This is a genomic window from Pseudoalteromonas sp. NFXS53 (assembly GCF_056629255.1).
On sequence record NZ_JBWVBR010000017.1, the window covers coordinates 36,158 to 57,905 of the forward strand.

Below are 21,748 nucleotides of genomic sequence, written 5' to 3' on the forward strand. Positions count from 1 at the left end.
GAGCAATGAAAGTACGTGCTTCCGTTAAGAAAATTTGCCGTAACTGTAAAGTAATCAAGCGTGCAGGCGTTGTACGTGTGATTTGCAGTGAGCCAAAGCACAAGCAAAGGCAAGGCTAATAAAAGTCATGCAGGCTAAGTAATATTACTTAGCCTGTTTCATTGGTAAAACTTGAATATCGGCTGGGTATCCTATACGGGCTTTCCAGCAAGATGATGATCAAGTTTAATTATAGGAGATATGTTAGTGGCCCGTATCGCAGGCATTAACGTTCCTGATCATAAGCATGCTGTTATCGGTTTAACAAGCATCTATGGTGTAGGTAAAACTCGCGCTAAGGCGATCTTAGCAGCGACTGGTATCGCCGAAACTACTAAAATCGGTGATCTTTCTGACGAAACACTTGACGTACTTCGTGAAGAAGTAGGTAAGTACACTGTTGAAGGTGACCTTCGTCGTGAAGTTACACTAAACATCAAGCGCCTAATGGACCTTGGTTGTTTCCGTGGCTTACGTCATCGTCGTTCGCTACCACTACGTGGTCAGCGTACTAAGACTAACGCGCGTACTCGTAAGGGTCCACGCAAGCCTATCAAGAAATAAGGTGGGGTAAGTTATGGCTAAAGCACCAATTCGTCGTAAAAAGGTCAAAAAGCAAGTTGCTGATGGTATGGCACACGTTCATGCATCATTCAACAACACTATTGTGACCATCACTGACCGTCAAGGTAATGCTCTTTCTTGGGCGACTGCAGGTGGTTCTGGTTTCCGTGGTTCTCGTAAGTCTACTCCGTTCGCTGCACAGGTTGCTGCTGAGCGCGCAGGTACTGCTGCACAAGAGTACGGTCTTAAGAACCTAGAAGTATTCATCAAGGGCCCAGGTCCAGGTCGTGAATCTTCAGTTCGTGCATTAAATGCACTTGGTTACCGTATCACAAACATCACTGACGTGACGCCAATCCCTCATAATGGTTGTCGTCCACCGAAGAAACGTCGCGTATAACAATAGGTTAGGAGAAAGAACATGGCAAGATATTTGGGCCCTAAGCTCAAGCTAAGTCGTCGTGAAGGTACTGACCTGTTCCTTAAGAGCGGCGTTAGAGCAATCGACTCTAAGTGTAAGCTTGAAACAGCACCTGGTCAGCACGGTGCTCGTAAAGGTCGTCTATCTGATTACGGTCTACAATTACGTGAAAAGCAAAAAGTTCGTCGTATTTACGGTGTACTAGAAAAGCAATTCCGTAACTACTATAAAGAAGCTGCTCGCCTTAAAGGTAACACAGGTGAAAACCTACTACAGCTTCTAGAGCAACGTTTAGACAATGTTGTATATCGCATGGGTTTTGCAAGCACACGTGCTGAAGCACGTCAGCTAGTTAGCCACAAAGCGATTATGGTTAATGGTACTGTTGTTAATATCCCTTCTTTCGTAGTTACTCCTGAAGATGTAGTAGTAATTCGTGAGAAGTCTAAAAAGCAAGCGCGTATCATCGCTGCTCTAGAGTTGGCTGAGCAACGTGAAAAGCCAACTTGGATTGAAGTTGACGGTAAGAAAATGGAAGGTAGCTTCAAGCGCCTACCAGAGCGTTCTGATCTGTCTGCGGACATTAACGAACAACTAATCGTCGAACTTTACTCGAAGTAAAGTTAAGAGTTAAGAGAGGATAAAATGCAGGGTTCTGTAACCGAATTCCTAAAGCCAAGGTTAGTCGATATCGACGCTATCAACCCATCACGTTCTAAAGTTGTTTTAGAACCACTTGAGCGTGGTTTTGGTCACACTTTGGGTAATGCTTTACGTCGTATTCTTCTGTCATCTATGCCAGGTTGTGCAGTGACTGAAGTTGAAATTGACGGTGTATTACACGAGTACAGCGCGAAAGAAGGCGTTCAAGAAGACATCATTGAAATTTTGTTAAACCTTAAAGGCTTAGCAGTATCTCTAGAAGGTAAAGATGAAGTTTTCCTTACCCTGACTAAATCTGGTGTAGGCCCTGTGACTGCGGCAGATATTCAACATGATGGCGATGTAACAATTGCTAATCCTGAGCACGTGATTTGTCACCTAACGGCTGACAATAGCGAGATCAGCATGCGTATTCGTGTTGAGCGTGGTCGTGGTTATGTACCGGCGTCAAGTCGTTTATCCTCTGATGACGATGAGCGTCCAATCGGTCGTTTGTTGCTTGATGCATCATTCAGCCCGGTTGAGCGTATTGCGTACTCGGTTGAGTCAGCACGTGTTGAACAGCGTACAGACTTAGATAAACTAATCATCGATATGGAAACGAACGGCACACTAGATCCTGAAGAAGCGATCCGTCGTGCGTCGACTATCCTAGCTGAACAGCTTGAAGCATTCGTAGATTTACGTGATGTTTCTGAGCCAGAAGCGAAAGAAGAGAAGCCGGAGTTTGATCCGATTCTACTTCGTCCTGTTGATGACTTAGAGCTAACTGTACGTTCAGCGAACTGTCTGAAAGCCGAGCAAATTCAATATATCGGTGATCTGGTACAGCGTACTGAGGTTGAGCTTCTTAAGACGCCTAACCTTGGTAAAAAGTCTCTAACAGAGATCAAAGACGTGCTAGCTTCACGTGGTCTTTCTCTAGGTATGCGCCTAGAAAACTGGCCACCTGCAAGTCTAGCTGAATAATCAGATTACTATATTAGTTTAGTTAGAAGGATAGGGTCATGCGCCATCGTAAGAGTGGTCGTCAATTAAACCGTAACAGCAGCCATCGCAAAGCGATGTTCAGCAACATGGCTGGTTCTTTGGTGAAGCACGAAATCATCAAAACAACTTTGCCTAAAGCGAAAGAGTTGCGCCGTGTAATTGAACCTTTAATCACACTGGCTAAGACTGACAGCGTAGCAAACCGTCGTTTAGCGTTTGCTCGCACGCGTGATAATGAAGTTGTTGGTAAGTTATTCAGCGAACTAGGTCCTCGTTTTTCAGAGCGTCCTGGTGGCTACACTCGTATTCTTAAGTGTGGTTTCCGTGCTGGTGATAACGCACCAATGGCTTACATTGAGCTTCTAGACCGTCCAGTTGCGGAAGAAACTCAAGAAGACGCACAGTCTGCAGAGTAAGTCTTTATAAGACATGAAAAGGCCGGGCATTAGCTCGGCCTTTTTGTTTTTAAGTACACCTATTTCAATCTCAGTTTCAGTAGAAGCCACAAAATAACCCCCAAACTAATATTTTCATTTTCAACCCCGTCCGATATCTATTAATTGAGCCTTCCTTTGGTGTTCAAGTTTCCCGATTACTAAAAACTAAGTTTGATTAACTGATTAACTGATTAACTGATTAACTGATTAACTGATTAACTGATTAACTGATTAACTGATTAACTCGGTCAAAGAATGTTGGTGCTGAAAGTAGACATGATGCTAGGTGAAGTATCACTGGTAGGCTATGACCTATTAAATTGGTCGTGATAATAGTAAAAGAAAAGCCGCATTTAAAAGCGGCTTTTAGAGTCTTTATATCAACTACTGTGTTCATGTATGGATTGCCAAATACTTGCTGGCAATAACTCAGTAAGGTGCGATTGTAAATTAGCTATGGCCTCTTGGGCATGGATGGTGTTTTGCTCACAAATACTGATATAGTTTTGCTCCTTTAACCCAGATATCAGATTGGTAAGCACCTTCTTATCAAAGAACTCTGGGCTTTTTATGCCATGTAAAGTACCTAAGCGTTTGGCTAACACTTCACAATCCGCTTCAAGCTGCTGGCGCTTAATCGCATCTGAATTGATGATCTGCGTCGTCGTAATTGCATAACGTTCAAGGGTTAGATGCATCACGTTACCAAGCATTTCTAATTGAGCTTGCGCTTGCTTGTCGGCAGTGATCTTGATGACGCCATTATCCGTGCTGATCAGATTCTGTTGTTCAAAGCAGTTTAAGATATTCGCGATATAGTCCTCAGACAGTTTTGTTAAAAACCATTCTTTCGCAAACAGTGGATACAATGCATTCACTGTCTCATTTGCAGACTCAATAGAGACTTCTGTTTTTTGATAAATTAGCTGTGCAAGTATACTTGGTACAGCAAAAAGGTGAATGATGTTATTTCTATAGTAATTAAATAGTGTGCGCTCTTTCTCTTTAATAGAGATAATTTCGCCCATTTCATCAGTTAACACATCAAACTTATTTAACTTTAAAGCATGCTCTAGTAATGATTGTGCACCATCTGAAGGAAGCGTGACTTGATCGTTATATTTTGCTTGCTGCTGAAGTGCTAAATAAAAATCCAGTTGCTTTAGTAGCTTTGGTTTGCTTAAAGCAAATTGATTGCGACTCAGTAAAGTTGTGGCGAGTAAGTTAACAGCATTTAGTGCGGCGGCGCTGTTTATATTGGTCATGATGTCTTGTGCCACATTTGCAACTTGGGTATTAAGCCATTGTGGCTTCGCACTATCATCGCCAATATGCGCACGCCAATCAGGTTGATGTTCATTTAGGTATTGTTGAAGTGCGATTGGTTCACCGAAGTTCAGATAGCCGCGACCATAGTTTTTGAGATTTTTTATCGCTTTGAAAACTGCGAAGATGGATTCGTTCTTTTTGTCATTACCTGCGAGCTCTTTCAGGTAAGTATTGATCTCCATGACATGCTCATAGCCAATATAAACTGGCACAATAGAGATTGGTCTTTCAATACCACGAAGCATAGCTTGCATGGTCATCGCTAACATACCTGTTTTAGGTGGTAATAGACGACCTGTTCTACTGCGGCCACCTTCAGTATAAAACTTAACCGAGTAGCCCTTCATAAAGAGCTGGCTTAAGTACTCTTTGAAAATGGCTGAGTAAAGTTTATTTCCGGCAAATGAGCGGCGAATAAAGAAAGCACCAGAGCGACGGAAGATCCCTCCTGCAGGGAAGAAGTTTAAATTCACTCCAGCTGCGATATGTGGAGGCACTAGCCCTTGGTGATAGATAACATAAGTCAGTAACAGGTAATCCATGTGGCTGCGGTGACAAGGCACATATATAATTTCGTGGCCTTTATTGGTTAGCTCATGAACACGCTCTGCGTATTTTACTTCGATGCCATTATAAAGCTTGTTCCACAACCAAGTTAAAATACGGTCACCGACTCGGATCATAGCATCAGAGTAGTTGGCAGCAATCTCCTCAAGTAATTCTTTCGCTTTTAACTTAGCTTCTTGATGACTTAACCCCTTTGCTTTCGCTTCGTCTGCAATCGCCTTCTTAATACTTGGTGATGCAAGTAAGCCCGAGAACAGTGCTTCTCTTGATGGTAACTTGGGACCTGTTGCAGCCAATTTTTGACGTTTGAAGTGTACGCGTGCCACGCGAAGTAATTTGTGTGGCAGTTCTTCAACATCCGCTTTATCCGTCATCAACTGATTGAGTTCAATGGGTTGACTAAAACGCACAAGATTATCTCTACCCGAGAACAGCAAAACAAAAAACTTTCGTAACCAGCTCGGGGTCATTGAGTGAGAGAATAGTGTGCCGATTCCTGGTTTTTCTTTGCCTGGGTTTCTGCCCCAGAGAATAGTAACAGGCACAACTTGTGCGCGTTGTTCAGGAGAGAGACTAAACGCATCGAAGATTTGTTTACCCAGTTCAAGTGCGTCACTGGGTTTTGCTTTATCACCAAACAGCGGGGTTGGGTTAGCAAGTGGGATAAAACGGTCGATCTGTTTTCCTGAGAGTGTTTGTTGCTCTCTTGGATCTGGCAAACCTAGCTGTTTACATACTGCTGCCAATGCAGCTAAATCTGCTTTTGAATTTAGACGCGTTACGTAAAACGTAGGCACAGATGGGTCGAGTTCAAATTGCGAAACAGGAGATTCCGGCAGCAGCTTTGTCCTAACCAAAATACGGTTTACGGCAGCTGCAATTACGTTCGCGCTGCGAGTCAAAATGTTCATATCATAACCAGCTAAAAAATTTGCTATAGAATACCAAGGAAATACTGGACTGACCATTTACAAAAAAGCATCAATCTCAGAAGCTTCTATTAAGTGTAGATGTTTTCAAAAAGAACTCGACTCATTCGCTGTAACGCTAGATAAGATATTTATTAAGATAAACTGTTGCATTTATCACCAGTCTCTATATAATACGCAAACTTTCCGCTCATTATTAGCTGGAAAGTTAGAAACAAGGCTTGGATCTCAAGCCATTAAATAGGAACTCCGATTTGGAGTTCAATGGTAGAAATAGAAGAACACCCGACTTCCTATTATTTAGGTGGTTTCGGAGGTTTTTTTATGCTCTTTTTAAATGCTCTTTTTATTGAGGTTAAAGAATGTCAAATCAACGCATTCGTATTCGCCTAAAAGCTTTTGACCACCGTTTGATTGACCAATCAACGGCGGAAATCGTGGAAACTGCGAAACGCACAGGTGCACAGGTACGTGGTCCAATCCCACTTCCTACACGTTTTGAGCGCTTCACTGTATTGGTTTCACCGCACGTAAACAAAGATGCGCGTGATCAGTATGAAATCCGCACCCACAAACGTCTGATCGACATCGTAGAACCAACAGACAAGACTGTAGACGCTCTAATGCGCCTAGACCTTGCTGCTGGTGTTGATGTTCAAATCAGCCTGGGTTAATCGGAAGATTAGAGAGGTTTTAGGAAAATGGCATTAGGTCTAGTCGGTCGTAAAGTGGGTATGACACGTGTCTTCACTGAAGATGGTGTATCTATCCCTGTGACAGTTATCGAAGCGACGCCTAACCGTGTAACGCAGATCAAATCTGACGCTACAGACGGTTATAACGCGCTTCAAGTTACTGCAGGCGAGAAAAAAGCAAGCCGTGTAAACAAACCAGCAGCGGGTCATTTCGCTAAAGCTGGCGTTGAAGCGGGTCGTGGCCTGTGGGAATTCCGTCTTAACGGCGGAGAAGGTGAATTTGAAGTTGGTGCTGAACTAACAGTTGAGCTATTCAATGACGTAAACAAAGTTGACGTTACTGGCACTTCAAAAGGTAAAGGTTTCCAAGGTGGTGTTAAGCGCTGGAATTTCAGCATGCAAGACGCTACTCACGGTAACTCTATCTCTCACCGTGCTCCTGGTTCAATCGGTCAAAACCAATCACCTGGTAAGGTGTTTAAAGGTAAGAAGATGGCCGGTCACATGGGTGCTGAGCGTTCAACGACTCAGAATCTTGAACTAGTTCGTGTTGACGCAGAGCGTAACCTGCTTTTAGTTAAAGGTGCAGTACCTGGCGCTATCGGCGGTGACGTTATCGTTAAACCAGCTGTTAAAGCATAAGTCCTGGAGATTTAGTGATGGAATTAGCAATTAAAGGCGCTGGTGCGCTTGAAGTTTCCGAAGCTACTTTTGGACGTGAGTTTAACGAAGCATTAGTACACCAAGTAGTTGTTGCATACGCAGCAGGTGCTCGTCAAGGTACTCGTGCTCAGAAGACACGTTCTGAAGTACGTGGCGGTGGTAAAAAACCATTCGCTCAAAAAGGTACTGGCCGTGCACGTGCTGGTACAATCCGCAGCCCAATCTGGCGCAGCGGTGGTGTGAGCTTTGCAGCTAAGCCGCAAGATCACAGCCAAAAAGTTAACCGTAAGATGTATCGCGGTGCGATCAAAAGCATCTTATCTGAGCTTGTACGCCAAGAGCGTTTAGTTGTTGTTGAAAACTTCGGTTTAGAAGCACCAAAAACTAAAGAGCTTGTTGGTAAGCTTAAAGAGCTTGAGCTTAAAGACGTGTTAATCGTGACTGAAGAAGTAGATGAGAATCTATTCCTTTCTGCACGTAACCTATACAAGGTTGATACACGTGATGTAGCTGGCATTGACCCAGTAAGCCTAATCGCTTTCGATAAGGTATTAATTACTGCAGGTGCTGTTAAGCAACTTGAGGAGGCGCTAGCATGATCCGTGAAGAACGTCTTTTAAAAGTAATCCTTGCTCCACACATCTCTGAAAAGAGCACTATTGCAGCTGAAGAAAACAACACAATCGTTTTCAAAGTAGCAACAGACGCAACTAAAGCTGAAGTTAAAGCTGCAGTTGAGAAGCTTTTTGAAGTAGAAGTAACTGGTGTTCGTACACTTAACGTTAAGGGTAAAACAAAGCGTACTGGCATGCGTTTCGGTCGTCGTTCAGACTGGAAAAAAGCCTACGTTACTCTTAAAGAAGGTAGCGAGCTAGACTTTGTCGGCGGCGCCGAGTAATAAGGGGAGTTAGAATTATGGCACTTCAAAAGTGTAAACCAACTTCTGCGGGTCGTCGTCACGTCGTTAAAGTGGTTAACCCTGATCTACACAAGGGTAAGCCATACGCTCCGCTATTAGAGAAGAACTCTAAATCAGGTGGTCGTAACAACAACGGTCGTATCACGGTTCGTCACATCGGTGGTGGTCATAAGCAACACTACCGTGTAATCGATTTTAAACGTACTAAAGACGGTATTCCGGCTAAAGTTGAGCGTTTAGAATATGATCCAAACCGTAGCGCAAACATCGCTCTTGTATTATATGCAGACGGTGAGCGTCGTTACATCATCGCACCTAAAGGCTTAAAAGCTGGTGATACTATTCAGTCTGGTGTTGATGCACCAATCAAGGCTGGTAATACATTACCAATGCGCAACATGCCTGTAGGTTCTACTGTTCACAACGTTGAGCTTAAGCCTGGTAAAGGTGCTCAAATCGCTCGTTCAGCGGGTGCATACGTTCAGATCCTTGCTCGTGAAGGTCAGTACGTAACACTTCGTCTACGTTCAGGCGAGATGCGTAAAGTTGAAGCGGATTGTCGCGCAACTTTAGGTGAAGTAGGTAACGCAGAACACATGCTACGTTCACTAGGTAAAGCTGGTGCAACTCGTTGGCGTGGTATCCGTCCTACAGTTCGTGGTGTTGCCATGAACCCAGTAGACCACCCACACGGTGGTGGTGAAGGTCGTACTTCTGGTGGTCGTCATCCTGTATCTCCATGGGGTGTACCTACTAAAGGTAAGAAGACACGTAAAAACAAGCGTACTGATAAATTAATCGTACGTCGTCGTACTAAGTAATAGTTGAGGAATTGCCATGCCACGTTCTCTCAAGAAGGGTCCATTCATTGACCTACACTTGCTGAAGAAGGTAGAGAAGGCGTTGGAAAGCGGTGACAAGAAGCCTATCAAGACTTGGAGCCGTCGTTCAATGATCATCCCTAATATGATCGGATTGACCATCGCAGTCCATAATGGTCGTCAGCACGTCCCTGTATTTGTTTCGGACGAAATGATCGGTCACAAACTAGGTGAGTTTGCACCTACACGCACTTACCGCGGCCACGCTGCGGATAAGAAAGCGAAGAAGCGTTAATCGGAGGATATGATGGAAGCATTAGCTAAACACAAATTCGCCTCTGGTTCGGCGCAAAAAGCACGTCTAGTTGCTGATCAGATCCGCGGACTACCGGTTGATCGCGCACTAGAAATCCTGGCGTACAGCCCTAAAAAAGCGGCTGTATTAGTTAAAAAAGTACTAGAGTCTGCTATCGCGAACGCGGAGCATAACGAAGGTGCTGACATTGATGAGCTACGTGTAGCTACGATCTTTGTGGACGATGGTCCTACAATGAAGCGTATTATGCCACGTGCTAAAGGACGCGCAGACCGCATCCTTAAGCGTACAAGCCACATCACTGTTGTGGTTTCGGATAGCTAGGAGATATAAGTAATGGGACAAAAAGTTCATCCTACTGGTATTCGCCTAGGTATCTCAAAGCCTTGGGTATCTACTTGGTACGCGAATACTAAAGATTTCTCTGAACAGCTTTTTGGCGATCACAAAGTACGTCAATACCTTACTAAGGAATTGAAGTCTGCTTCTGTGTCTAAAATCGTTATCGAGCGTCCAGCTAAATCAATCCGTGTAACAATTCACACAGCTCGTCCTGGTGTTGTTATCGGTAAAAAAGGTGAAGACGTTGAAAAGCTTCGCCAAGCTGTAACTAAGCTTGCTGGTGTACCTGCACAAATCAACATTGCAGAAGTACGTAAGCCAGAGCTAGATGCACAGTTAGTTGCTGACGGTATCTCTTCTCAGCTAGAGCGTCGTGTTATGTTCCGTCGTGCTATGAAGCGCGCAGTACAGAACGCAATGCGTCTAGGTGCTAAGGGTATCAAAGTTGAAGTTAGCGGTCGTCTAGGCGGTGCTGAAATCGCACGTTCTGAGTGGTATCGTGAAGGTCGTGTACCTCTACATACACTACGTGCTGATATCGATTACGCAACTTCTGAAGCTTTAACCACTTACGGTATCATCGGTGTTAAAGTTTGGATCTTCAAAGGCGAAGTTATCGGTGGTCTTCCACTGAAACAAGAGCAAGAGAAGCCAGCTAAACGTGCTCCGAAGAAAGCCAAAAAAAGTGCTAAGTAAGAGGTAGCGATTAATGTTACAGCCAAAACGTACAAAATTCCGTAAGGTTCATAAAGGCCGCAACCGTGGTCTTGCGAACAACGGTAACAAAGTTAGCTTCGGTTCATTCGGCTTGAAAGCAACTGGTCGTGGTCGTATGACTGCTCGTCAAATCGAAGCAGCTCGTCGTGCTATGACTCGTCACATCAAGCGTCAAGGTAAAATCTGGATCCGTGTGTTCCCAGACAAGCCAATCACAAACAAGCCGCTTGAAGTTCGTATGGGTAAAGGTAAAGGTTCTGTTGAATACTGGGTTGCTGAAATTCAGCCTGGTAAAGTGCTTTACGAAATGGAAGGTGTTTCTGAAGAGCTTGCTCGTGAAGCATTCAACCTTGCTTCTCGTAAACTACCATTCAAGACAACTTTCGTAACTCGGACGGTAATGTAATGAAAGCTAGCGAATTAAAAGACAAAAGCGTAGAAGAGCTAAATGCTGAACTTCTTGAGCTACTTCGTGAGCAGTTTAACCTGCGCATGCAAGCGAGCACTGGTCAGCTAGCTCAAACTCACGAACTGAGAAAAGTACGTCGCAACATTGCGCGTGTTAAAACGGTTATTAACCAGAAGGCAGGTGCATAATGAGCGATAAGATCCGTACTCTTCAAGGTCGTGTAGTAAGCGATAAAATGGACAAATCAATTGTTGTTGCTATCGAGCGTCAGGTTAAGCACCCGATCTACGGTAAATTCATCAAGCGTACTACAAAACTGTCAGTACACGATGAGAGCAACACTGCTAAAGCAGGTGACGTAGTTACTATTCGTGAGTGCGCGCCAATTTCTAAGAATAAATCTTGGACTTTAGTAGACGTAATCGAGCGTCCTAAGCAAGCTTAATTTTAGTCTTAGACTAAGTTTATAATTGCTTAAAAGCCCCGGCATCTGCTGGGGCTTTTGTCGTTTGGGGGATAAGTAAATGAGAGTTTGAAGTGTCTCCAAAATAAAGCTAAAGCTCATTTAACTCAAATGACAAATTCATCAAGCGCACTATTGGTAACCGGGTATTAAACCTGTTTCAATTCATGAGAACACCACAGAAATGAAGCGTCTTTTATATTTAAGTAGCGTCTTTTTATCGATTTATTAAGACTTATACTGGTTGCTCACGTATTCTACAATTTGAAACCACTTTCGGGACATGCATTAACAATGACTTTCCTCATTGTGTTGATGCCACTGTTTCTGATCTTTGACTTTGAGCTTTGGAATGAAGGATATGAATTAAAAGCGCCATTTGAGTGGCTTACTAACTTGGGCATTATTATTTTCCCTATTTACAACGACACAAGCAGAAGCATCAGCTGTAAAGAAAGAGTCAAAAGGCTTGGTGCCAGAAGACTACTTTGATTTTGTCTTTTTAAATTCACCTCAGGTATCTCCTAATAACGAAGACATTTTATTTGTTAAACGAACAGTCAATGAGGATGCCAGCGGAAGAAATAGTCAGATCTTCAAAATAGACAACGCGGGTGTTGTTTCTGAGTTTACTCAAGGTGCGGGCGATCGCGCGCCTCAGTGGTCACCAGATGCTTCTCGCGTGGCCTTTATCCGTTCGGTTAATGGTAAATCTCAGGTATTTGTCATGCCAGCCAATGGCGGTGAGGCAAAGCAAGTGACTTTCTTAGAGCAAAGTCTGTCGAGTTTTCAATGGTTGCCATCTGGCGAGCAGTTGCTGCTCACATTAACTGTGAGTCCCGAGAAAGAAAATGAAGCATTAAACAGCGAGTCTGAAAATAAACGTGCTAAACCAGATATTGTGGTTGTCAAAAACGCGAGGTATATCGGAGATGGTGCAGGTTATTTAAGTGATAAGCGTCGCCATCTATTTACCTATGATTTAGAAAGCCAAGCATTGACTCAACTGACAGCAGGGTCTGATTGGAATGTGAATGGCCCAACTTTGTCTAAAGATGGTCAATATGTTTATTTTCATGCCAATAAAACAGGGCTCGAGTATGAGGGTAATGATAATAGCGATATCTATCGCTTAAACATTAAGACAAAACAACAAGTCGCGTTGACTCAACATCAAGGCAGTCAATATAGCGCAAGCGTTTCGCATGACGGTAAATCGGTCGTGTATAGCCACCAAGAAGGCACCTATGAGCAAGCAGATCTATTTTTACAGCGTGGAAATAGTAAGCCAAAAAATTTAACTGCAGCATTCGACAGACGCGCTTCAGGGGCTTTATGGTCACCGACAAATAAGTCGCTTTATTTTACAACCAGCGATCATGGTGCCCACCGTTTATTCGCAGTTGACACTGGGGCTGCATCGGTCAAAAAACTATTAGACATAGACAAATCGGTTAGAAATTTAGCGATTGCACCCAGCGGCAAGTTTCTAGTCTTTACCTTAGAAAGTTCAACTGCACTCCCAGAACTATATCGATATGAAATTCAGTCGAAAAAACTGCAAAAGCTCACACAATTTAATGATGCATTGATTTCGAGCAAAGCCCTTTCACCGGCAGAATCATTTTGGTTTGAGAATGAGCTGGGAATGAAAGTACAGGGTTTCGTTCATAAACCAATTAATTTCGACAAGAATAAATCATACCCATTGGTATTGAATATTAAAGGCGGCCCAGGTGGTATGTGGGGGCATCAGTGGTTCCATGAAAACCAAATGTATGCTGCCAAAGGCTATGGTGTCGTTTATGTGAATTACCGTGGTAGTAGCGGCTATGGTATTGCACATAGTAAAGCTGTTCGAAAGGATTATGGTGGCGCAGATTACAGAGATAATATGCAGTTTTTAGATAAGGTGATCGCACAGAATAGCTGGATTAATAAAAATGCGCTGTATATCACAGGGGGCAGTCATGGTGGCTTTTTAACTAACTGGATCACGACCAAAACCGATCGCTTTAAAGCTGCTGTCACGCAACGTAGTGTCAGCTCATGGATCTCTGAGGCGGGCACGCAAGAGTATACGCCAGCGCAAATGACGAAAGAGTTTGGTGGTACGCTTTGGACGAACTTTGCCGGATATTGGGATCGCTCACCATTGAAGTATGCTGATCAGGTTTCAACACCGACTCTGATCATCCACAGTGATCAAGATATGGTGACACCAATCGGGCAGGGCCAAGAGTGGTTTTATGCGCTAAAAGCGAATGATGTTCCTGTAGAGATGGTGATCTTTAAAGGTGAGACACATGGTCTGTCTCGCACTGGTACGCCAACAAATTTAGTAGAGCGTTTAGATCGTATTTTGGATTGGTTTTCACGTCATTAATTACGCTGAGAAGAGAGAATGAAAAATAGCTACTTAAGTAGCTATTTTTCACTTATTAAGTCACATTTTTGTGTTTTAAAAAGTTAAATAGCCAATGAAGTGCTACCAGCATAATCACTCCTGCGGCACATAAAATGGGTAGCATCACCAGTGCAATTGCTGATGTAGAACTTCCTGTAGTGACTCCGCCAATGTCAAAGTGCAATGAAATAGTGACTATTAACATAATCAAATGACAAGCGATCGAGGCTAATTGGTTTCTCCTGCTGATTGGCAGTGTTTTGAGCTTCAAAAAGCAATTCAAACCAAGTAGCAGCAAAGGCACTGAGACGATCCATAGTGTGAGTATGAAAGATGATGAGCCGCTTAGTGTGATATAGGTGGCTATCAAAAAGGTGTACAGCAGCTCATATTTATAATTGTTCAACAAAGTTGTCACCGTAAAAATCTCCCCTGATTGTGACTTTCTTATTTTTAATTATTTGCAGCTAGTTTTTAAATATTGCTTCCCTGAATGTACCCTTTTTAGCTAAATTTGTACATCGCTTGGATTTTGCACATATAAAGAGTAGAAGAGTATGCGTCATTCAGGGGGAACCTAACAGAATAGGCGTAGAAAATACTTTAGGAATTTACAAAATGCCGAGATTGACGCTTTTTTGGTGAGTGGCCTGCCATAAAAATGTTATATGGCAGGCGATTAACTTGAGGAGTAGGTATAAAAACTAGTTCACTTTATTCTGATTCATTTGCTCAATAAAGGCATTCGAATCGGCAATCGAACGATTCATATCATTGATTAGGTTTTGGATATCGACTTTCAATGAGTCAAACTCACCTCGGATCGCCGCGACAGCTTGGGCATTCAGGTTATGCTTCAAATACAGCACATTGTCTTTCAATGAGTCTAAAACAGGCTGCATTTTAGCTTCACTGCGACGCATCGATTTAAGCAGCTTAGAGAACTGCCTTTGTGTTTGTTTTAATTTTTTCTCACTTTCACGTTTTAAATTGGCATTCGAATATTGGCCAAGTTCATCCTGCCATTCATCAAATAACGCTTCGGCGACATCTTCTACTTTGTCGATGTTGTTAGAGACATCGCTCGCAGCTGAAAGGCTTGATTCATAATCATCATTCAATTGCTCATAGGCAGTTTGCAATTCGCCACCATCAAAATTAACGAGTGTGGTTAATCTTTCGAGTGCTGATTGAAACTCTTGTTGTGAATTCTGTTGTGACTCTTTTGTGGCTTCGACTCTATCAACTAATATCTCACGTTTGTGGACACCGACTTTTTCCATTGCAGAGTAGTAAACGGTTTGGCACGCGCTGAGGCCTAGGCACAGTGCAGCTGCTAGAGCTAAATGTTTCATAATCAACCTATTTTATTAACTATATTGATGTAAATTATGGGGCGGATTGCTATGATGTGCAAAACGTTTCCTGTTTATTTTATTTCTATGCAACTGCACTATCAGCAATTACAGTCCAAAGCGAAAGAGTTTTTAGCGCGTCAACCTAGTTGGTGGCAGCATTATTTTAAGCGCTGCCTAGAAGATCAAATTACCATCAATGCAGGTTACTTGGCTTATGTGACGCTTTTGTCTTTGGTGCCATTAATTGCAGTTGGTGTGGCAATATTTTCAGCCTTTCCTGGGTTTGAAGATACCCGAGTAGCCATAGAAAACTTCATTTTCACTAACTTTGTCCCGACTTCAACAGATTCCATTAAGTCTCATATCAGCGCCTTTACGGGTAATGCAAATCAAATGACCGCCGTGGGCATTAGCTTCTTAGCGGCTGTGGCGTTATTGCTGATCAGAAATGTAGATACTGCCTTAAATCGCATTTGGCGGGTAAAAGAGAAGCGACCATTTATGATCTCTTTTGCGATTTATTGGATGGTATTAACACTGGGCCCGGTTTTACTAGGGGCAAGTATTGGTGTGACTTCTTATATAGTGTCTTTGGTATCGTTTGCCGATCAGGGTATTCCAGGGTTTAGTGGTTTTTTATTAAAACTTTTACCCTACGCAATTTCCATGGCCGGCTTCATTATGCTCTATACTTTAGTTCCGAATAAGAGAGTTGCTTTTCAAGCTGCGATCCCTGGTGCTTTGTTTGCGGCATTGCTGTTCGAGCTAACCAAGAAAGGCTTTGCTATGTATATCAGTCACTTTCCTTCTTATGAAGTGATTTATGGTGCATTAGCAACTGTGCCGATCCTATTTGTTTGGGTCTATTTATCTTGGATTGTGGTGCTGTTAGGCGCTGAGTTTACTGTATGTTTAAGCGAAAGGCTTGAGCAGCAACAAGCACCTGAACAACACACTGAGGATAGCCAGCACATAGCGCAGTGAGAAAAGCGATAACCTTGGAGGTCTTATGTCTCTTGGTTACGAGTTCAAAGCGGCGCGTCAAAGTTTTCACCTTGCGGTAGGGCAAGGTGCACAAATTCATGTAGAAGAATATGGGTGCGAGCAAGGTGTGCCTGTGGTCGTTTGCCATGGTGGCCCAGGAGCGGGTCTTGTGCCTGCGATGAGCTGCCTGTTTAATCCACGAAAATACCGCATTATTTTATTTAGTCAGCGGGGCTGCGGCCTCTCTTCCCCTGATTCACTGTCGCATAATAGTCCAGCTCATTTGGTGGATGACATGCATTTGCTGCTTAATCATCTTGGTATTGAAAAAAGTGTCATTGCAGGGGGATCTTGGGGGGCGACATTGGCGTTACTTTTTTATCAATCTCACCCAGAAAGGGTGTCAGGGTTAATACTTTGGGCAAGCTTCCTCGCTGAAAACACCGATCTCGCTTGGTTGTATGGACCACATGGGGCTGGTGCGCAATTTTATCCTGAGTTGTATTCAGATTTTAGCCATGGCCTCAAGAGCGAATCTGAGATCTTACAGTATTATTATCAGTCTTTGACAGGCACAGATGAGCTGGAGCAACACAAAGCAGCACAGCTATGGATGGCCTGGGAGTCAAAATTAGCTTTAGGCGCAAGAGCCAAGCTGGCCAATATCGAGCAAGCGCATTGCGCTGTGCAGCAAGCAAAAATCATGTGTCACTTTTTCCAAGAACAAAATTTTTCCCAGCTCTGTGATATCGCTCAATTTAAAGCGTCGCTTTGTCATTTGCCATGCTGGTTTATTCATAGTCGAGATGATTTATTGTGTCGTTATGCACCCGTGCAACGCTTTGCTCAAAAGCATAAAGCGCAATTTTATGTATTGGAGAATGCGGGGCACGCGCAGCGAGAAGGTGACTATATGGATGCCATTATTCGTGCTTCTGACTTAATGCTGTGTCGCTTGCATTAATGTCTGCGTTATATCAGGCGTTACACATTCTAAGCTGTAAAGACTTTCGTTTTAGAAAGCGGCTAAATTCGGTATATTTAGCACATTAAAAAATAAAGTTTCGAGAATGAAATGCAGGGATTAATTCAAAGAGTTACTCACGCAAAAGTAGACGTGTCGGGTGAGTGCGTTGGTGCGATAGGCAAAGGCATTTTATTGCTATTGGGCGTTGAAAAGCTTGATGATGAGTCTACAGCAGACAAGTTACTTCACAAAGTGAGTAATTACCGTATATTCACTGATGACGCTGGCAAAATGAATCTCAGCCTAAAAGACATTGAGGGTGAGCTTTTAGTGGTATCGCAGTTTACTTTGGCCGCGGATACTAAAAAGGGCATGCGTCCAAGCTTTTCGAGCGCAGGCACGCCAGCACAAGCCGAAGCGTTATACGACTACTTTGTGACACAGGCAAAAGCCGCGGGTATTAAAGTTCAAACAGGGCAATTTGCAGCAGATATGCAAGTGAGTTTGTGTAATGACGGGCCGGTCACCTTTAACCTGTCGGTTTAGCGGCTTACTGCAATGATGTGATTCAAGTACTCAGGTATGGCAACTTCTTTGGGCTTCTTGCCAAAATTAGTGATCAGTCGGTGCTGAAGTTGCTCTAACTGTGAGGGGTGGCTGGAGAGAAAGTTAATAAACAGCCAGCCGCCTTGATTTAAACGATTGCGAATATTTTGATAAAACTTATGGTCGAACAAAAAATTCGGCGCATCTTCTTGGCTAAATAAATCTAAAATAATCCAATCATATAACGCACTTTTCTGGACAAATCGCTCAGCATCATCACAGATCAGCGCACTGAGTGCATCACCATCGAAATACTTCTTATAACAGCGGATAACTTCAGGGTCTTTTTCAATTGAGGTGACATGTACGTCTGGGTATTGAGATTCTAAGTAGTTACGGATAGCCCCAGCACCCAGCCCTAACTCTAATACGGTTTTTGGCGCTGCTAATGGTTGCCAAAGCGTTGCAAGCTGCTGTAAATGTGGAAGTAATAGGCGCGAGGCATCGTCTCTATCAATCACAGATTGTAAAGTGTCGTTGATTAAGAGCCATCGATACTGTTTTTCTTGGCGCACTTGAATACTGATCTGGCCATGTTTCTGCCAATAAATTAAATGTCCAAAATCGTGGCAGTGAAAAACAAAGTCGGTGCTCAAAGTGTCAGAGCTTGTGAAAAATTTTTCCATAATTACATCATCATAGCTGAGCTTTTCTGTAATGCCAGTGTGTCCACCAAGTTTTACATTGTTTGTTGTTGAAGCAGCGCGAAACTATGTTTTATTTTGCGGTTTTCTAGTATGGTGAGTTTATAAAAACGACACCAAGTTGCCGTTGCTTTGTTAGTAAATCGACGGCCAGAGATGCATTTCAACAGGAGTAACTATGTTTCAGGTAAGTGCGCCACAAAGTAGCGAAGACTGGCAAGCCTATTATCAATTACGTTGGCAAGTTTTACGCGCCCCGTGGGATCAGCCTCGCGGCTCTGAACAAGACGATTTAGAGCAAGAAGCGGAGCATCGTTATATTAAGAATAACGACGGAGATGTATTAGCCGTTGCACGTTTGCACTTTAATAACCAACAGCAAGCACAAGTGCGTTATATGGCGGTAGATGAAAAGCACCGAGGTCAACATTTAGGTAGCCGCTTACTGCATGACCTTGAAAAGGTAGCTTGGCAGCAAAATGCTGATGAACTAGTATTATTTGCCCGTGAGCGAGCGCTCTCTTTTTATGAAAAGCATGGTTATACCGTCTTAGAAAAAGCACATCTTGCATACGGTGACGTACAGCATTGGAAAATGGTCAAGCAAAAGCCTTGTGAGCCAGGTTGGTTCCGCCACCCTGACTGGACGCAGGTACTGCAAAATACATGGCGTGAATCTATTCCAATCAGTGATGCGATGGGCATTAAAGTTGAAAGCTACACTGACTGGCAGTTTTCAACTAAAGCAGACTTAAAAGCGAATTTAAATTTACATAACTCAATGTTTGCAGGCTCGGTATACAGCATGGCGACCCTGACAGGGTGGGGCGCGACCTATTTGGCGCTTAAAGAGCTCAACCTTGAAGGTAACATTGTGTTGGCTGATGCTGAAATCAAATACCTTAAGCCACTCACAACGGCACCAAGTGCGACTGTGACCATTGCAGATTGTTCGGGCAAATTGCTTGAGTTAGAAACTGAAGGCAAAGCGAAATACTATGTACCAGTGAATGTGTACGATGGCGATAAGCTGGTTGCTAAGTTTGAAGGCTGCTTTGTTGTGCTTCGCTAAAATTAAGCACTAGATCTTAAAAGCCAAGCTACTCGCTTGGCTTTTTTATTATTGGGTAGAAGTTATACCAATCCTCAATAATACTTAATCATTTTGAGGGTTGGTATTACAAAATATCGGTGAGCAATATACCTACACCAAAACGTTGTATATCGGCATTGTAATCAATCATGCTCTCACCATAACCGTTAAAGTATTGCGCATATCCTCTGAGCCTACCCCAAAGCGGGAATGACCAATCTAACTGTAAAGCACCGCGATTATCGCTGTTAAGGTTATTTCTCACCATGAAACCAAATTCATGATCGCCCTGACGATACACGCCACTAAACTCAAAGTAGCCCATATATTTGTATATATCTGGGTTGTCGTCGCCCTTTGCCTCTAAAGCATCTGGTTTGTCGTCTTCAGGTAGTCGATACCAAGGTTTAAAACTAAAAACAAACCCTCGGTTTTCCCAAATAAAGTTGGCATACAGTCTGTTCCAAGAGCGAGAGTTTGGTTGGCTGCGGCCATTTGATTGGTGCGATAAGCCGACTACCACAGCCATCTCATCGCCCCACAACACATTCTCATCGTCTAAAAAGTTTACCCAAAATACTTCTGGTTCATAATTGGTTTCACGAAAAGGTGAAGAAATATCCTTGTTATAAAACTGCCAATAGGATTGCAGGGTGAAGGCGGTATAAATGGCCTGATCAGGGTCTGAAAAGCCAGTGTAAATAGGTACTTTTAATGATAGTTGGTATTTGACCTCAAAGTTATCAAGCGGTTCTCCTTCTTCATCATCTATTGCTTTGAAGCCACTGAAAGGTCTTGCGTTTGGTTGACTGATATATGATACCGGCAAAATATAATTGCGGTGATGAGGCGTTAGAACATTACGGTTTTTTTGTGTTACTCGTTCACGGGCCATGCGCTGATCGAGTAGACTGAATTTGTCAGCAGCCTCTAACTTAGAACACTTTTCTTTAATATCTGCGACTAGAGTGTTGTCGTCAGCATTTATCAGTTCATTGATAACACATTGTTTGACGAGATCGATTTCATCTTCTTCCACTGGCGTTTCTGTGGCAAAAACCATCAATGGAAAAGTAAATAAAATACTCAAAGATGTGAGTAAGTAGCGCATGATTGCCTCTTTGTATGCTCCTTTAACAAAATGAGTATACATGAGATGCATGAAGTTAGCGTGAATAAACGAATTGGGTTGTAAATGAAAATCGGGAAAAAGGCTGGCGGCAAAAGCCGCCACACCTTAGTAAGCGACACTCAATAAAAGGTGCTTACTCTCACGCAATAAGATGAAGCCTTACAGCTCGAAATAGTTTGTGAAGAACTTATAGAGTTCAGTGCCTTGATTCACGCTGGCCGAAGCAAAATGCAAAATGGTGATGGCATCTGTATCTAACGTGATTTCATGCAATGGCTTTTCTGATAAGTATTGTTCCATGCGTAAAATCTTCGCAATGGTGTCACCGGCTTTTATATGACTGCCTAGTTCGGCGTTGTACTCGACCATGCCACCCATAGGGGCATAAAACGCCAAATAGTCATCAAGCATACAGGCATAACGGGTAATAGGCTTAGGCGTAAACTCAGCACCGATAAACGCTTGCTTGTGATTTAGATAACTTAAAATACTTTCGGCATCGAGTTTCGCTTCGGTTAAGTCGATTTTCTCTTGCGAGCCAAGTTCAACGGTGAAAGCTTCAACCCACACTGGAATATTGCGACCTTGCGCTTTGTAGGCTTCGCTTAATTGCCACCAAGGACAGAAAGTCGCTTCGTCCATCGCGCCATCAAATTCGTTGGGGATCAACAGCACGTGTTCAATGTCAAAGTAGCTGGCACTGGCTTTCGCATATTCAGGACAGTACAAATGCTTTGCTGAGATCGGACCGGTATGAAGATCTAACACTATGTCAGCTTCATGCGCTAAGCGCTGCAAGGTCACAGCGATCCGTTTGCCGGTATTCACGCGATAAGCGGGTTGATCTAGAAACGCTTGGGTCTGATCAACAAGCAGAGCGCGGAATTTACTTTTGATCTCATCTTCTGGCGCGTCTAAATGTTCGTGAACAAATGACTCGATCAGTTTGCTGTGATCGTGATACATGCGGTTCCAGTTAGTGCCGGTGATCGGATCAAAACGACCTAAAGTAAACTCCCCCGACTTTTGATTACAGCCGATCGGGTTCGCATAAGGCACTAAGGTGATGTCTGAAGCCAGTGTTTGTGTTTTTAGCTGCTCAAGTAATTGGTAAATAACCGCATTACCTTGCACTTCTGCGCCATGCATATTGGCTTGAATATACACTTTAGGGCCGCTGCCATTGCCTTGTAAACGATACACAGGAATGGTTAAAGGTAAGCCATTGGCGATTTCGCCAACTTGAATATGTTCTTGAGTAATTGTATTCATG

The 21,748-nt window shown here is 43.2% G+C and carries 27 protein-coding genes; 22 read left to right on the forward strand and 5 right to left on the reverse strand.

Annotated features, from left to right (window positions below; translation table 11 throughout):
• Window positions 1-5: 5 nt before the first annotated feature.
• The 6 genes from rpmJ (at window position 6) to rplQ (ending at window position 3,093) form a co-directional block, all read left to right on the forward strand.
• Window positions 6-119, forward strand: a complete 114-nt coding sequence (gene rpmJ / locus AC1HJP_RS16525; RefSeq protein ID WP_002959476.1) for a 50S ribosomal protein L36 — start codon at window positions 6-8, stop codon at window positions 117-119.
• Between the two features lie 127 nt (window positions 120-246).
• Window positions 247-603, forward strand: a complete 357-nt coding sequence (rpsM, locus tag AC1HJP_RS16530; protein ID WP_058031679.1) for a 30S ribosomal protein S13 — start codon at window positions 247-249, stop codon at window positions 601-603.
• A 13-nt stretch (window positions 604-616) separates the two neighbouring features.
• Window positions 617-1,003, forward strand: a complete 387-nt coding sequence (gene rpsK / locus AC1HJP_RS16535; RefSeq protein WP_010562279.1) for a 30S ribosomal protein S11 — start codon at window positions 617-619, stop codon at window positions 1,001-1,003.
• Window positions 1,004-1,024: 21 nt separating this feature from the next.
• On the forward strand, window positions 1,025-1,645 hold the full coding sequence (gene rpsD, locus AC1HJP_RS16540; RefSeq protein ID WP_058031291.1) for a 30S ribosomal protein S4: 621 nt from the start codon (window positions 1,025-1,027) through the stop codon (window positions 1,643-1,645).
• A 24-nt stretch (window positions 1,646-1,669) separates the two neighbouring features.
• Window positions 1,670-2,656, forward strand: a complete 987-nt coding sequence (locus tag AC1HJP_RS16545) for a DNA-directed RNA polymerase subunit alpha (RefSeq protein ID WP_058031290.1) — start codon at window positions 1,670-1,672, stop codon at window positions 2,654-2,656.
• A gap of 38 nt (window positions 2,657-2,694) precedes the next feature.
• The gene (gene rplQ / locus AC1HJP_RS16550; RefSeq protein WP_480362732.1) at window positions 2,695-3,093 is read left to right on the forward strand and encodes a 50S ribosomal protein L17; all 399 of its coding nucleotides are present in this window, start codon (window positions 2,695-2,697) and stop codon (window positions 3,091-3,093) included.
• Between the two features lie 401 nt (window positions 3,094-3,494).
• On the opposite strand, the gene plsB is transcribed toward rplQ, so the two are convergent.
• On the reverse strand, window positions 3,495-5,921 hold the full coding sequence (gene plsB / locus AC1HJP_RS16555) for a glycerol-3-phosphate 1-O-acyltransferase PlsB (protein ID WP_480362733.1): 2,427 nt from the start codon (window positions 5,919-5,921) through the stop codon (window positions 3,495-3,497).
• Window positions 5,922-6,301: 380 nt separating this feature from the next.
• Here plsB and rpsJ point away from each other — a divergent pair, with 380 nt between their 5' ends.
• From rpsJ to AC1HJP_RS16615, 12 genes are all read left to right on the forward strand, one after another.
• Window positions 6,302-6,613, forward strand: a complete 312-nt coding sequence (gene rpsJ / locus AC1HJP_RS16560; RefSeq protein ID WP_058031288.1) for a 30S ribosomal protein S10 — start codon at window positions 6,302-6,304, stop codon at window positions 6,611-6,613.
• Window positions 6,614-6,640: 27 nt separating this feature from the next.
• Complete coding sequence (gene rplC / locus AC1HJP_RS16565; RefSeq protein ID WP_480362734.1) at window positions 6,641-7,276, forward strand: 50S ribosomal protein L3; 636 nt, start codon at window positions 6,641-6,643, stop codon at window positions 7,274-7,276.
• A gap of 17 nt (window positions 7,277-7,293) precedes the next feature.
• Window positions 7,294-7,896 (forward strand): 50S ribosomal protein L4, encoded by a 603-nt coding sequence (gene rplD, locus AC1HJP_RS16570; protein ID WP_130254432.1) that lies wholly within the window; start codon window positions 7,294-7,296, stop codon window positions 7,894-7,896.
• On the forward strand, window positions 7,893-8,195 hold the full coding sequence (rplW, locus tag AC1HJP_RS16575) for a 50S ribosomal protein L23 (RefSeq protein ID WP_058031285.1): 303 nt from the start codon (window positions 7,893-7,895) through the stop codon (window positions 8,193-8,195). Before rplD ends, rplW begins: the two co-directional genes overlap by 4 nt.
• A 17-nt stretch (window positions 8,196-8,212) precedes the next feature.
• On the forward strand, window positions 8,213-9,037 hold the full coding sequence (gene rplB, locus AC1HJP_RS16580; protein WP_138477773.1) for a 50S ribosomal protein L2: 825 nt from the start codon (window positions 8,213-8,215) through the stop codon (window positions 9,035-9,037).
• A 16-nt stretch (window positions 9,038-9,053) separates the two neighbouring features.
• Entirely contained in the window at window positions 9,054-9,332 is a 279-nt protein-coding gene (gene rpsS / locus AC1HJP_RS16585; RefSeq protein ID WP_010561269.1) for a 30S ribosomal protein S19, read from the forward strand.
• A gap of 12 nt (window positions 9,333-9,344) precedes the next feature.
• Complete coding sequence (gene rplV / locus AC1HJP_RS16590; protein ID WP_058031283.1) at window positions 9,345-9,677, forward strand: 50S ribosomal protein L22; 333 nt, start codon at window positions 9,345-9,347, stop codon at window positions 9,675-9,677.
• A gap of 12 nt (window positions 9,678-9,689) precedes the next feature.
• Window positions 9,690-10,391 (forward strand): 30S ribosomal protein S3, encoded by a 702-nt coding sequence (gene rpsC / locus AC1HJP_RS16595; RefSeq protein WP_058031282.1) that lies wholly within the window; start codon window positions 9,690-9,692, stop codon window positions 10,389-10,391.
• A gap of 13 nt (window positions 10,392-10,404) precedes the next feature.
• The gene (gene rplP / locus AC1HJP_RS16600; RefSeq protein WP_058031281.1) at window positions 10,405-10,818 is read left to right on the forward strand and encodes a 50S ribosomal protein L16; all 414 of its coding nucleotides are present in this window, start codon (window positions 10,405-10,407) and stop codon (window positions 10,816-10,818) included.
• A complete protein-coding gene (rpmC, locus tag AC1HJP_RS16605) occupies window positions 10,818-11,009 on the forward strand; it encodes a 50S ribosomal protein L29 (protein ID WP_058031280.1) in 192 nt (63 codons plus the stop codon). The genes rplP and rpmC overlap by 1 nt, the downstream gene beginning before the upstream one ends.
• Window positions 11,009-11,266 (forward strand): 30S ribosomal protein S17, encoded by a 258-nt coding sequence (gene rpsQ / locus AC1HJP_RS16610; RefSeq protein ID WP_404392075.1) that lies wholly within the window; start codon window positions 11,009-11,011, stop codon window positions 11,264-11,266. Before rpmC ends, rpsQ begins: the two co-directional genes overlap by 1 nt.
• Window positions 11,267-11,663: 397 nt before the next feature.
• Window positions 11,664-13,670, forward strand: coding sequence for an alpha/beta hydrolase family protein (locus AC1HJP_RS16615; RefSeq protein ID WP_480362735.1), 2,007 nt, complete (start codon window positions 11,664-11,666; stop codon window positions 13,668-13,670).
• Window positions 13,671-14,395: 725 nt separating this feature from the next.
• On the opposite strand, the gene AC1HJP_RS16620 is transcribed toward AC1HJP_RS16615, so the two are convergent.
• A complete protein-coding gene (locus AC1HJP_RS16620; protein ID WP_480362736.1) occupies window positions 14,396-15,046 on the reverse strand; it encodes a DUF2959 domain-containing protein in 651 nt (216 codons plus the stop codon).
• Window positions 15,047-15,133: 87 nt separating this feature from the next.
• On the opposite strand from AC1HJP_RS16620, the gene AC1HJP_RS16625 reads away from it, so the two are divergent.
• The 3 genes from AC1HJP_RS16625 to dtd all read left to right on the forward strand — a co-directional run bounded on the left by AC1HJP_RS16625 (window position 15,134) and on the right by dtd (window position 17,546).
• On the forward strand, window positions 15,134-16,033 hold the full coding sequence (locus AC1HJP_RS16625; protein WP_138477903.1) for a virulence factor BrkB family protein: 900 nt from the start codon (window positions 15,134-15,136) through the stop codon (window positions 16,031-16,033).
• A gap of 25 nt (window positions 16,034-16,058) precedes the next feature.
• Window positions 16,059-16,997 carry an alpha/beta fold hydrolase gene (locus AC1HJP_RS16630; RefSeq protein WP_480362737.1) on the forward strand — a complete coding sequence of 313 codons (939 nt, stop codon included), beginning with the start codon at window positions 16,059-16,061 and terminating at the stop codon, window positions 16,995-16,997.
• A 111-nt stretch (window positions 16,998-17,108) separates the two neighbouring features.
• Window positions 17,109-17,546: a D-aminoacyl-tRNA deacylase gene (dtd, locus tag AC1HJP_RS16635; RefSeq protein ID WP_480362738.1), complete on the forward strand. Its 438-nt coding sequence runs from the start codon at window positions 17,109-17,111 to the stop codon at window positions 17,544-17,546.
• Here dtd and AC1HJP_RS16640 read toward each other — a convergent pair.
• Complete coding sequence (locus AC1HJP_RS16640; protein ID WP_480362739.1) at window positions 17,543-18,232, reverse strand: spermidine synthase; 690 nt, start codon at window positions 18,230-18,232, stop codon at window positions 17,543-17,545. The two genes, dtd and AC1HJP_RS16640, sit on opposite strands and share 4 nt — an antisense overlap.
• 196 nt (window positions 18,233-18,428) lie before the next feature.
• On the opposite strand from AC1HJP_RS16640, the gene AC1HJP_RS16645 reads away from it, so the two are divergent.
• The gene (locus AC1HJP_RS16645) at window positions 18,429-19,322 is read left to right on the forward strand and encodes a bifunctional GNAT family N-acetyltransferase/hotdog fold thioesterase (protein ID WP_421964894.1); all 894 of its coding nucleotides are present in this window, start codon (window positions 18,429-18,431) and stop codon (window positions 19,320-19,322) included.
• 106 nt (window positions 19,323-19,428) lie between these two features.
• Here AC1HJP_RS16645 and AC1HJP_RS16650 read toward each other — a convergent pair whose 3' ends face one another.
• Together AC1HJP_RS16650 and AC1HJP_RS16655 are read right to left on the reverse strand one after the other, a co-directional pair.
• The gene (locus AC1HJP_RS16650) at window positions 19,429-20,406 is read right to left on the reverse strand and encodes a phospholipase A (protein WP_480362782.1); all 978 of its coding nucleotides are present in this window, start codon (window positions 20,404-20,406) and stop codon (window positions 19,429-19,431) included.
• A 228-nt stretch (window positions 20,407-20,634) separates the two neighbouring features.
• Complete coding sequence (locus AC1HJP_RS16655; RefSeq protein WP_480362740.1) at window positions 20,635-21,747, reverse strand: succinylglutamate desuccinylase/aspartoacylase family protein; 1,113 nt, start codon at window positions 21,745-21,747, stop codon at window positions 20,635-20,637.
• Window position 21,748: the final 1 nt, after the last annotated feature.

Excerpts from the sequence above, each read along its gene's own strand:
- rpsS (WP_010561269.1), top strand. The coding sequence starts at position 9,054 with ATGCCACGTTCTCTCAAGAAGGGTCCATTCATTGACCTACACTTGCTG.
- AC1HJP_RS16640 (WP_480362739.1), bottom strand. The coding sequence starts at position 18,232 with ATGGAAAAATTTTTCACAAGCTCTGACACTTTGAGCACCGACTTTGTT.
- rpsD (WP_058031291.1), top strand. The coding sequence starts at position 1,025 with ATGGCAAGATATTTGGGCCCTAAGCTCAAGCTAAGTCGTCGTGAAGGT.
- rplQ (WP_480362732.1), top strand. The coding sequence starts at position 2,695 with ATGCGCCATCGTAAGAGTGGTCGTCAATTAAACCGTAACAGCAGCCAT.
- rpsK (WP_010562279.1), top strand. The coding sequence starts at position 617 with ATGGCTAAAGCACCAATTCGTCGTAAAAAGGTCAAAAAGCAAGTTGCT.
- rpsJ (WP_058031288.1), top strand. The coding sequence starts at position 6,302 with ATGTCAAATCAACGCATTCGTATTCGCCTAAAAGCTTTTGACCACCGT.
- rpsC (WP_058031282.1), top strand. The coding sequence starts at position 9,690 with ATGGGACAAAAAGTTCATCCTACTGGTATTCGCCTAGGTATCTCAAAG.
- AC1HJP_RS16655 (WP_480362740.1), bottom strand. The coding sequence starts at position 21,747 with ATGAATACAATTACTCAAGAACATATTCAAGTTGGCGAAATCGCCAAT.
- plsB (WP_480362733.1), bottom strand. The coding sequence starts at position 5,921 with ATGAACATTTTGACTCGCAGCGCGAACGTAATTGCAGCTGCCGTAAAC.
- rpsQ (WP_404392075.1), top strand. The coding sequence starts at position 11,009 with ATGAGCGATAAGATCCGTACTCTTCAAGGTCGTGTAGTAAGCGATAAA.
- rplD (WP_130254432.1), top strand. The coding sequence starts at position 7,294 with ATGGAATTAGCAATTAAAGGCGCTGGTGCGCTTGAAGTTTCCGAAGCT.
- AC1HJP_RS16650 (WP_480362782.1), bottom strand. The coding sequence starts at position 20,406 with ATGGTTTTTGCCACAGAAACGCCAGTGGAAGAAGATGAAATCGATCTC.
- AC1HJP_RS16625 (WP_138477903.1), top strand. The coding sequence starts at position 15,134 with ATGCAACTGCACTATCAGCAATTACAGTCCAAAGCGAAAGAGTTTTTA.
- rplP (WP_058031281.1), top strand. The coding sequence starts at position 10,405 with ATGTTACAGCCAAAACGTACAAAATTCCGTAAGGTTCATAAAGGCCGC.
- AC1HJP_RS16630 (WP_480362737.1), top strand. The coding sequence starts at position 16,059 with ATGTCTCTTGGTTACGAGTTCAAAGCGGCGCGTCAAAGTTTTCACCTT.
- rplB (WP_138477773.1), top strand. The coding sequence starts at position 8,213 with ATGGCACTTCAAAAGTGTAAACCAACTTCTGCGGGTCGTCGTCACGTC.
- rplC (WP_480362734.1), top strand. The coding sequence starts at position 6,641 with ATGGCATTAGGTCTAGTCGGTCGTAAAGTGGGTATGACACGTGTCTTC.
- rplW (WP_058031285.1), top strand. The coding sequence starts at position 7,893 with ATGATCCGTGAAGAACGTCTTTTAAAAGTAATCCTTGCTCCACACATC.
- AC1HJP_RS16620 (WP_480362736.1), bottom strand. The coding sequence starts at position 15,046 with ATGAAACATTTAGCTCTAGCAGCTGCACTGTGCCTAGGCCTCAGCGCG.
- AC1HJP_RS16645 (WP_421964894.1), top strand. The coding sequence starts at position 18,429 with ATGTTTCAGGTAAGTGCGCCACAAAGTAGCGAAGACTGGCAAGCCTAT.
- rplV (WP_058031283.1), top strand. The coding sequence starts at position 9,345 with ATGGAAGCATTAGCTAAACACAAATTCGCCTCTGGTTCGGCGCAAAAA.
- AC1HJP_RS16545 (WP_058031290.1), top strand. The coding sequence starts at position 1,670 with ATGCAGGGTTCTGTAACCGAATTCCTAAAGCCAAGGTTAGTCGATATC.
- rpmJ (WP_002959476.1), top strand. The coding sequence starts at position 6 with ATGAAAGTACGTGCTTCCGTTAAGAAAATTTGCCGTAACTGTAAAGTA.
- dtd (WP_480362738.1), top strand. The coding sequence starts at position 17,109 with ATGCAGGGATTAATTCAAAGAGTTACTCACGCAAAAGTAGACGTGTCG.
- rpmC (WP_058031280.1), top strand. The coding sequence starts at position 10,818 with ATGAAAGCTAGCGAATTAAAAGACAAAAGCGTAGAAGAGCTAAATGCT.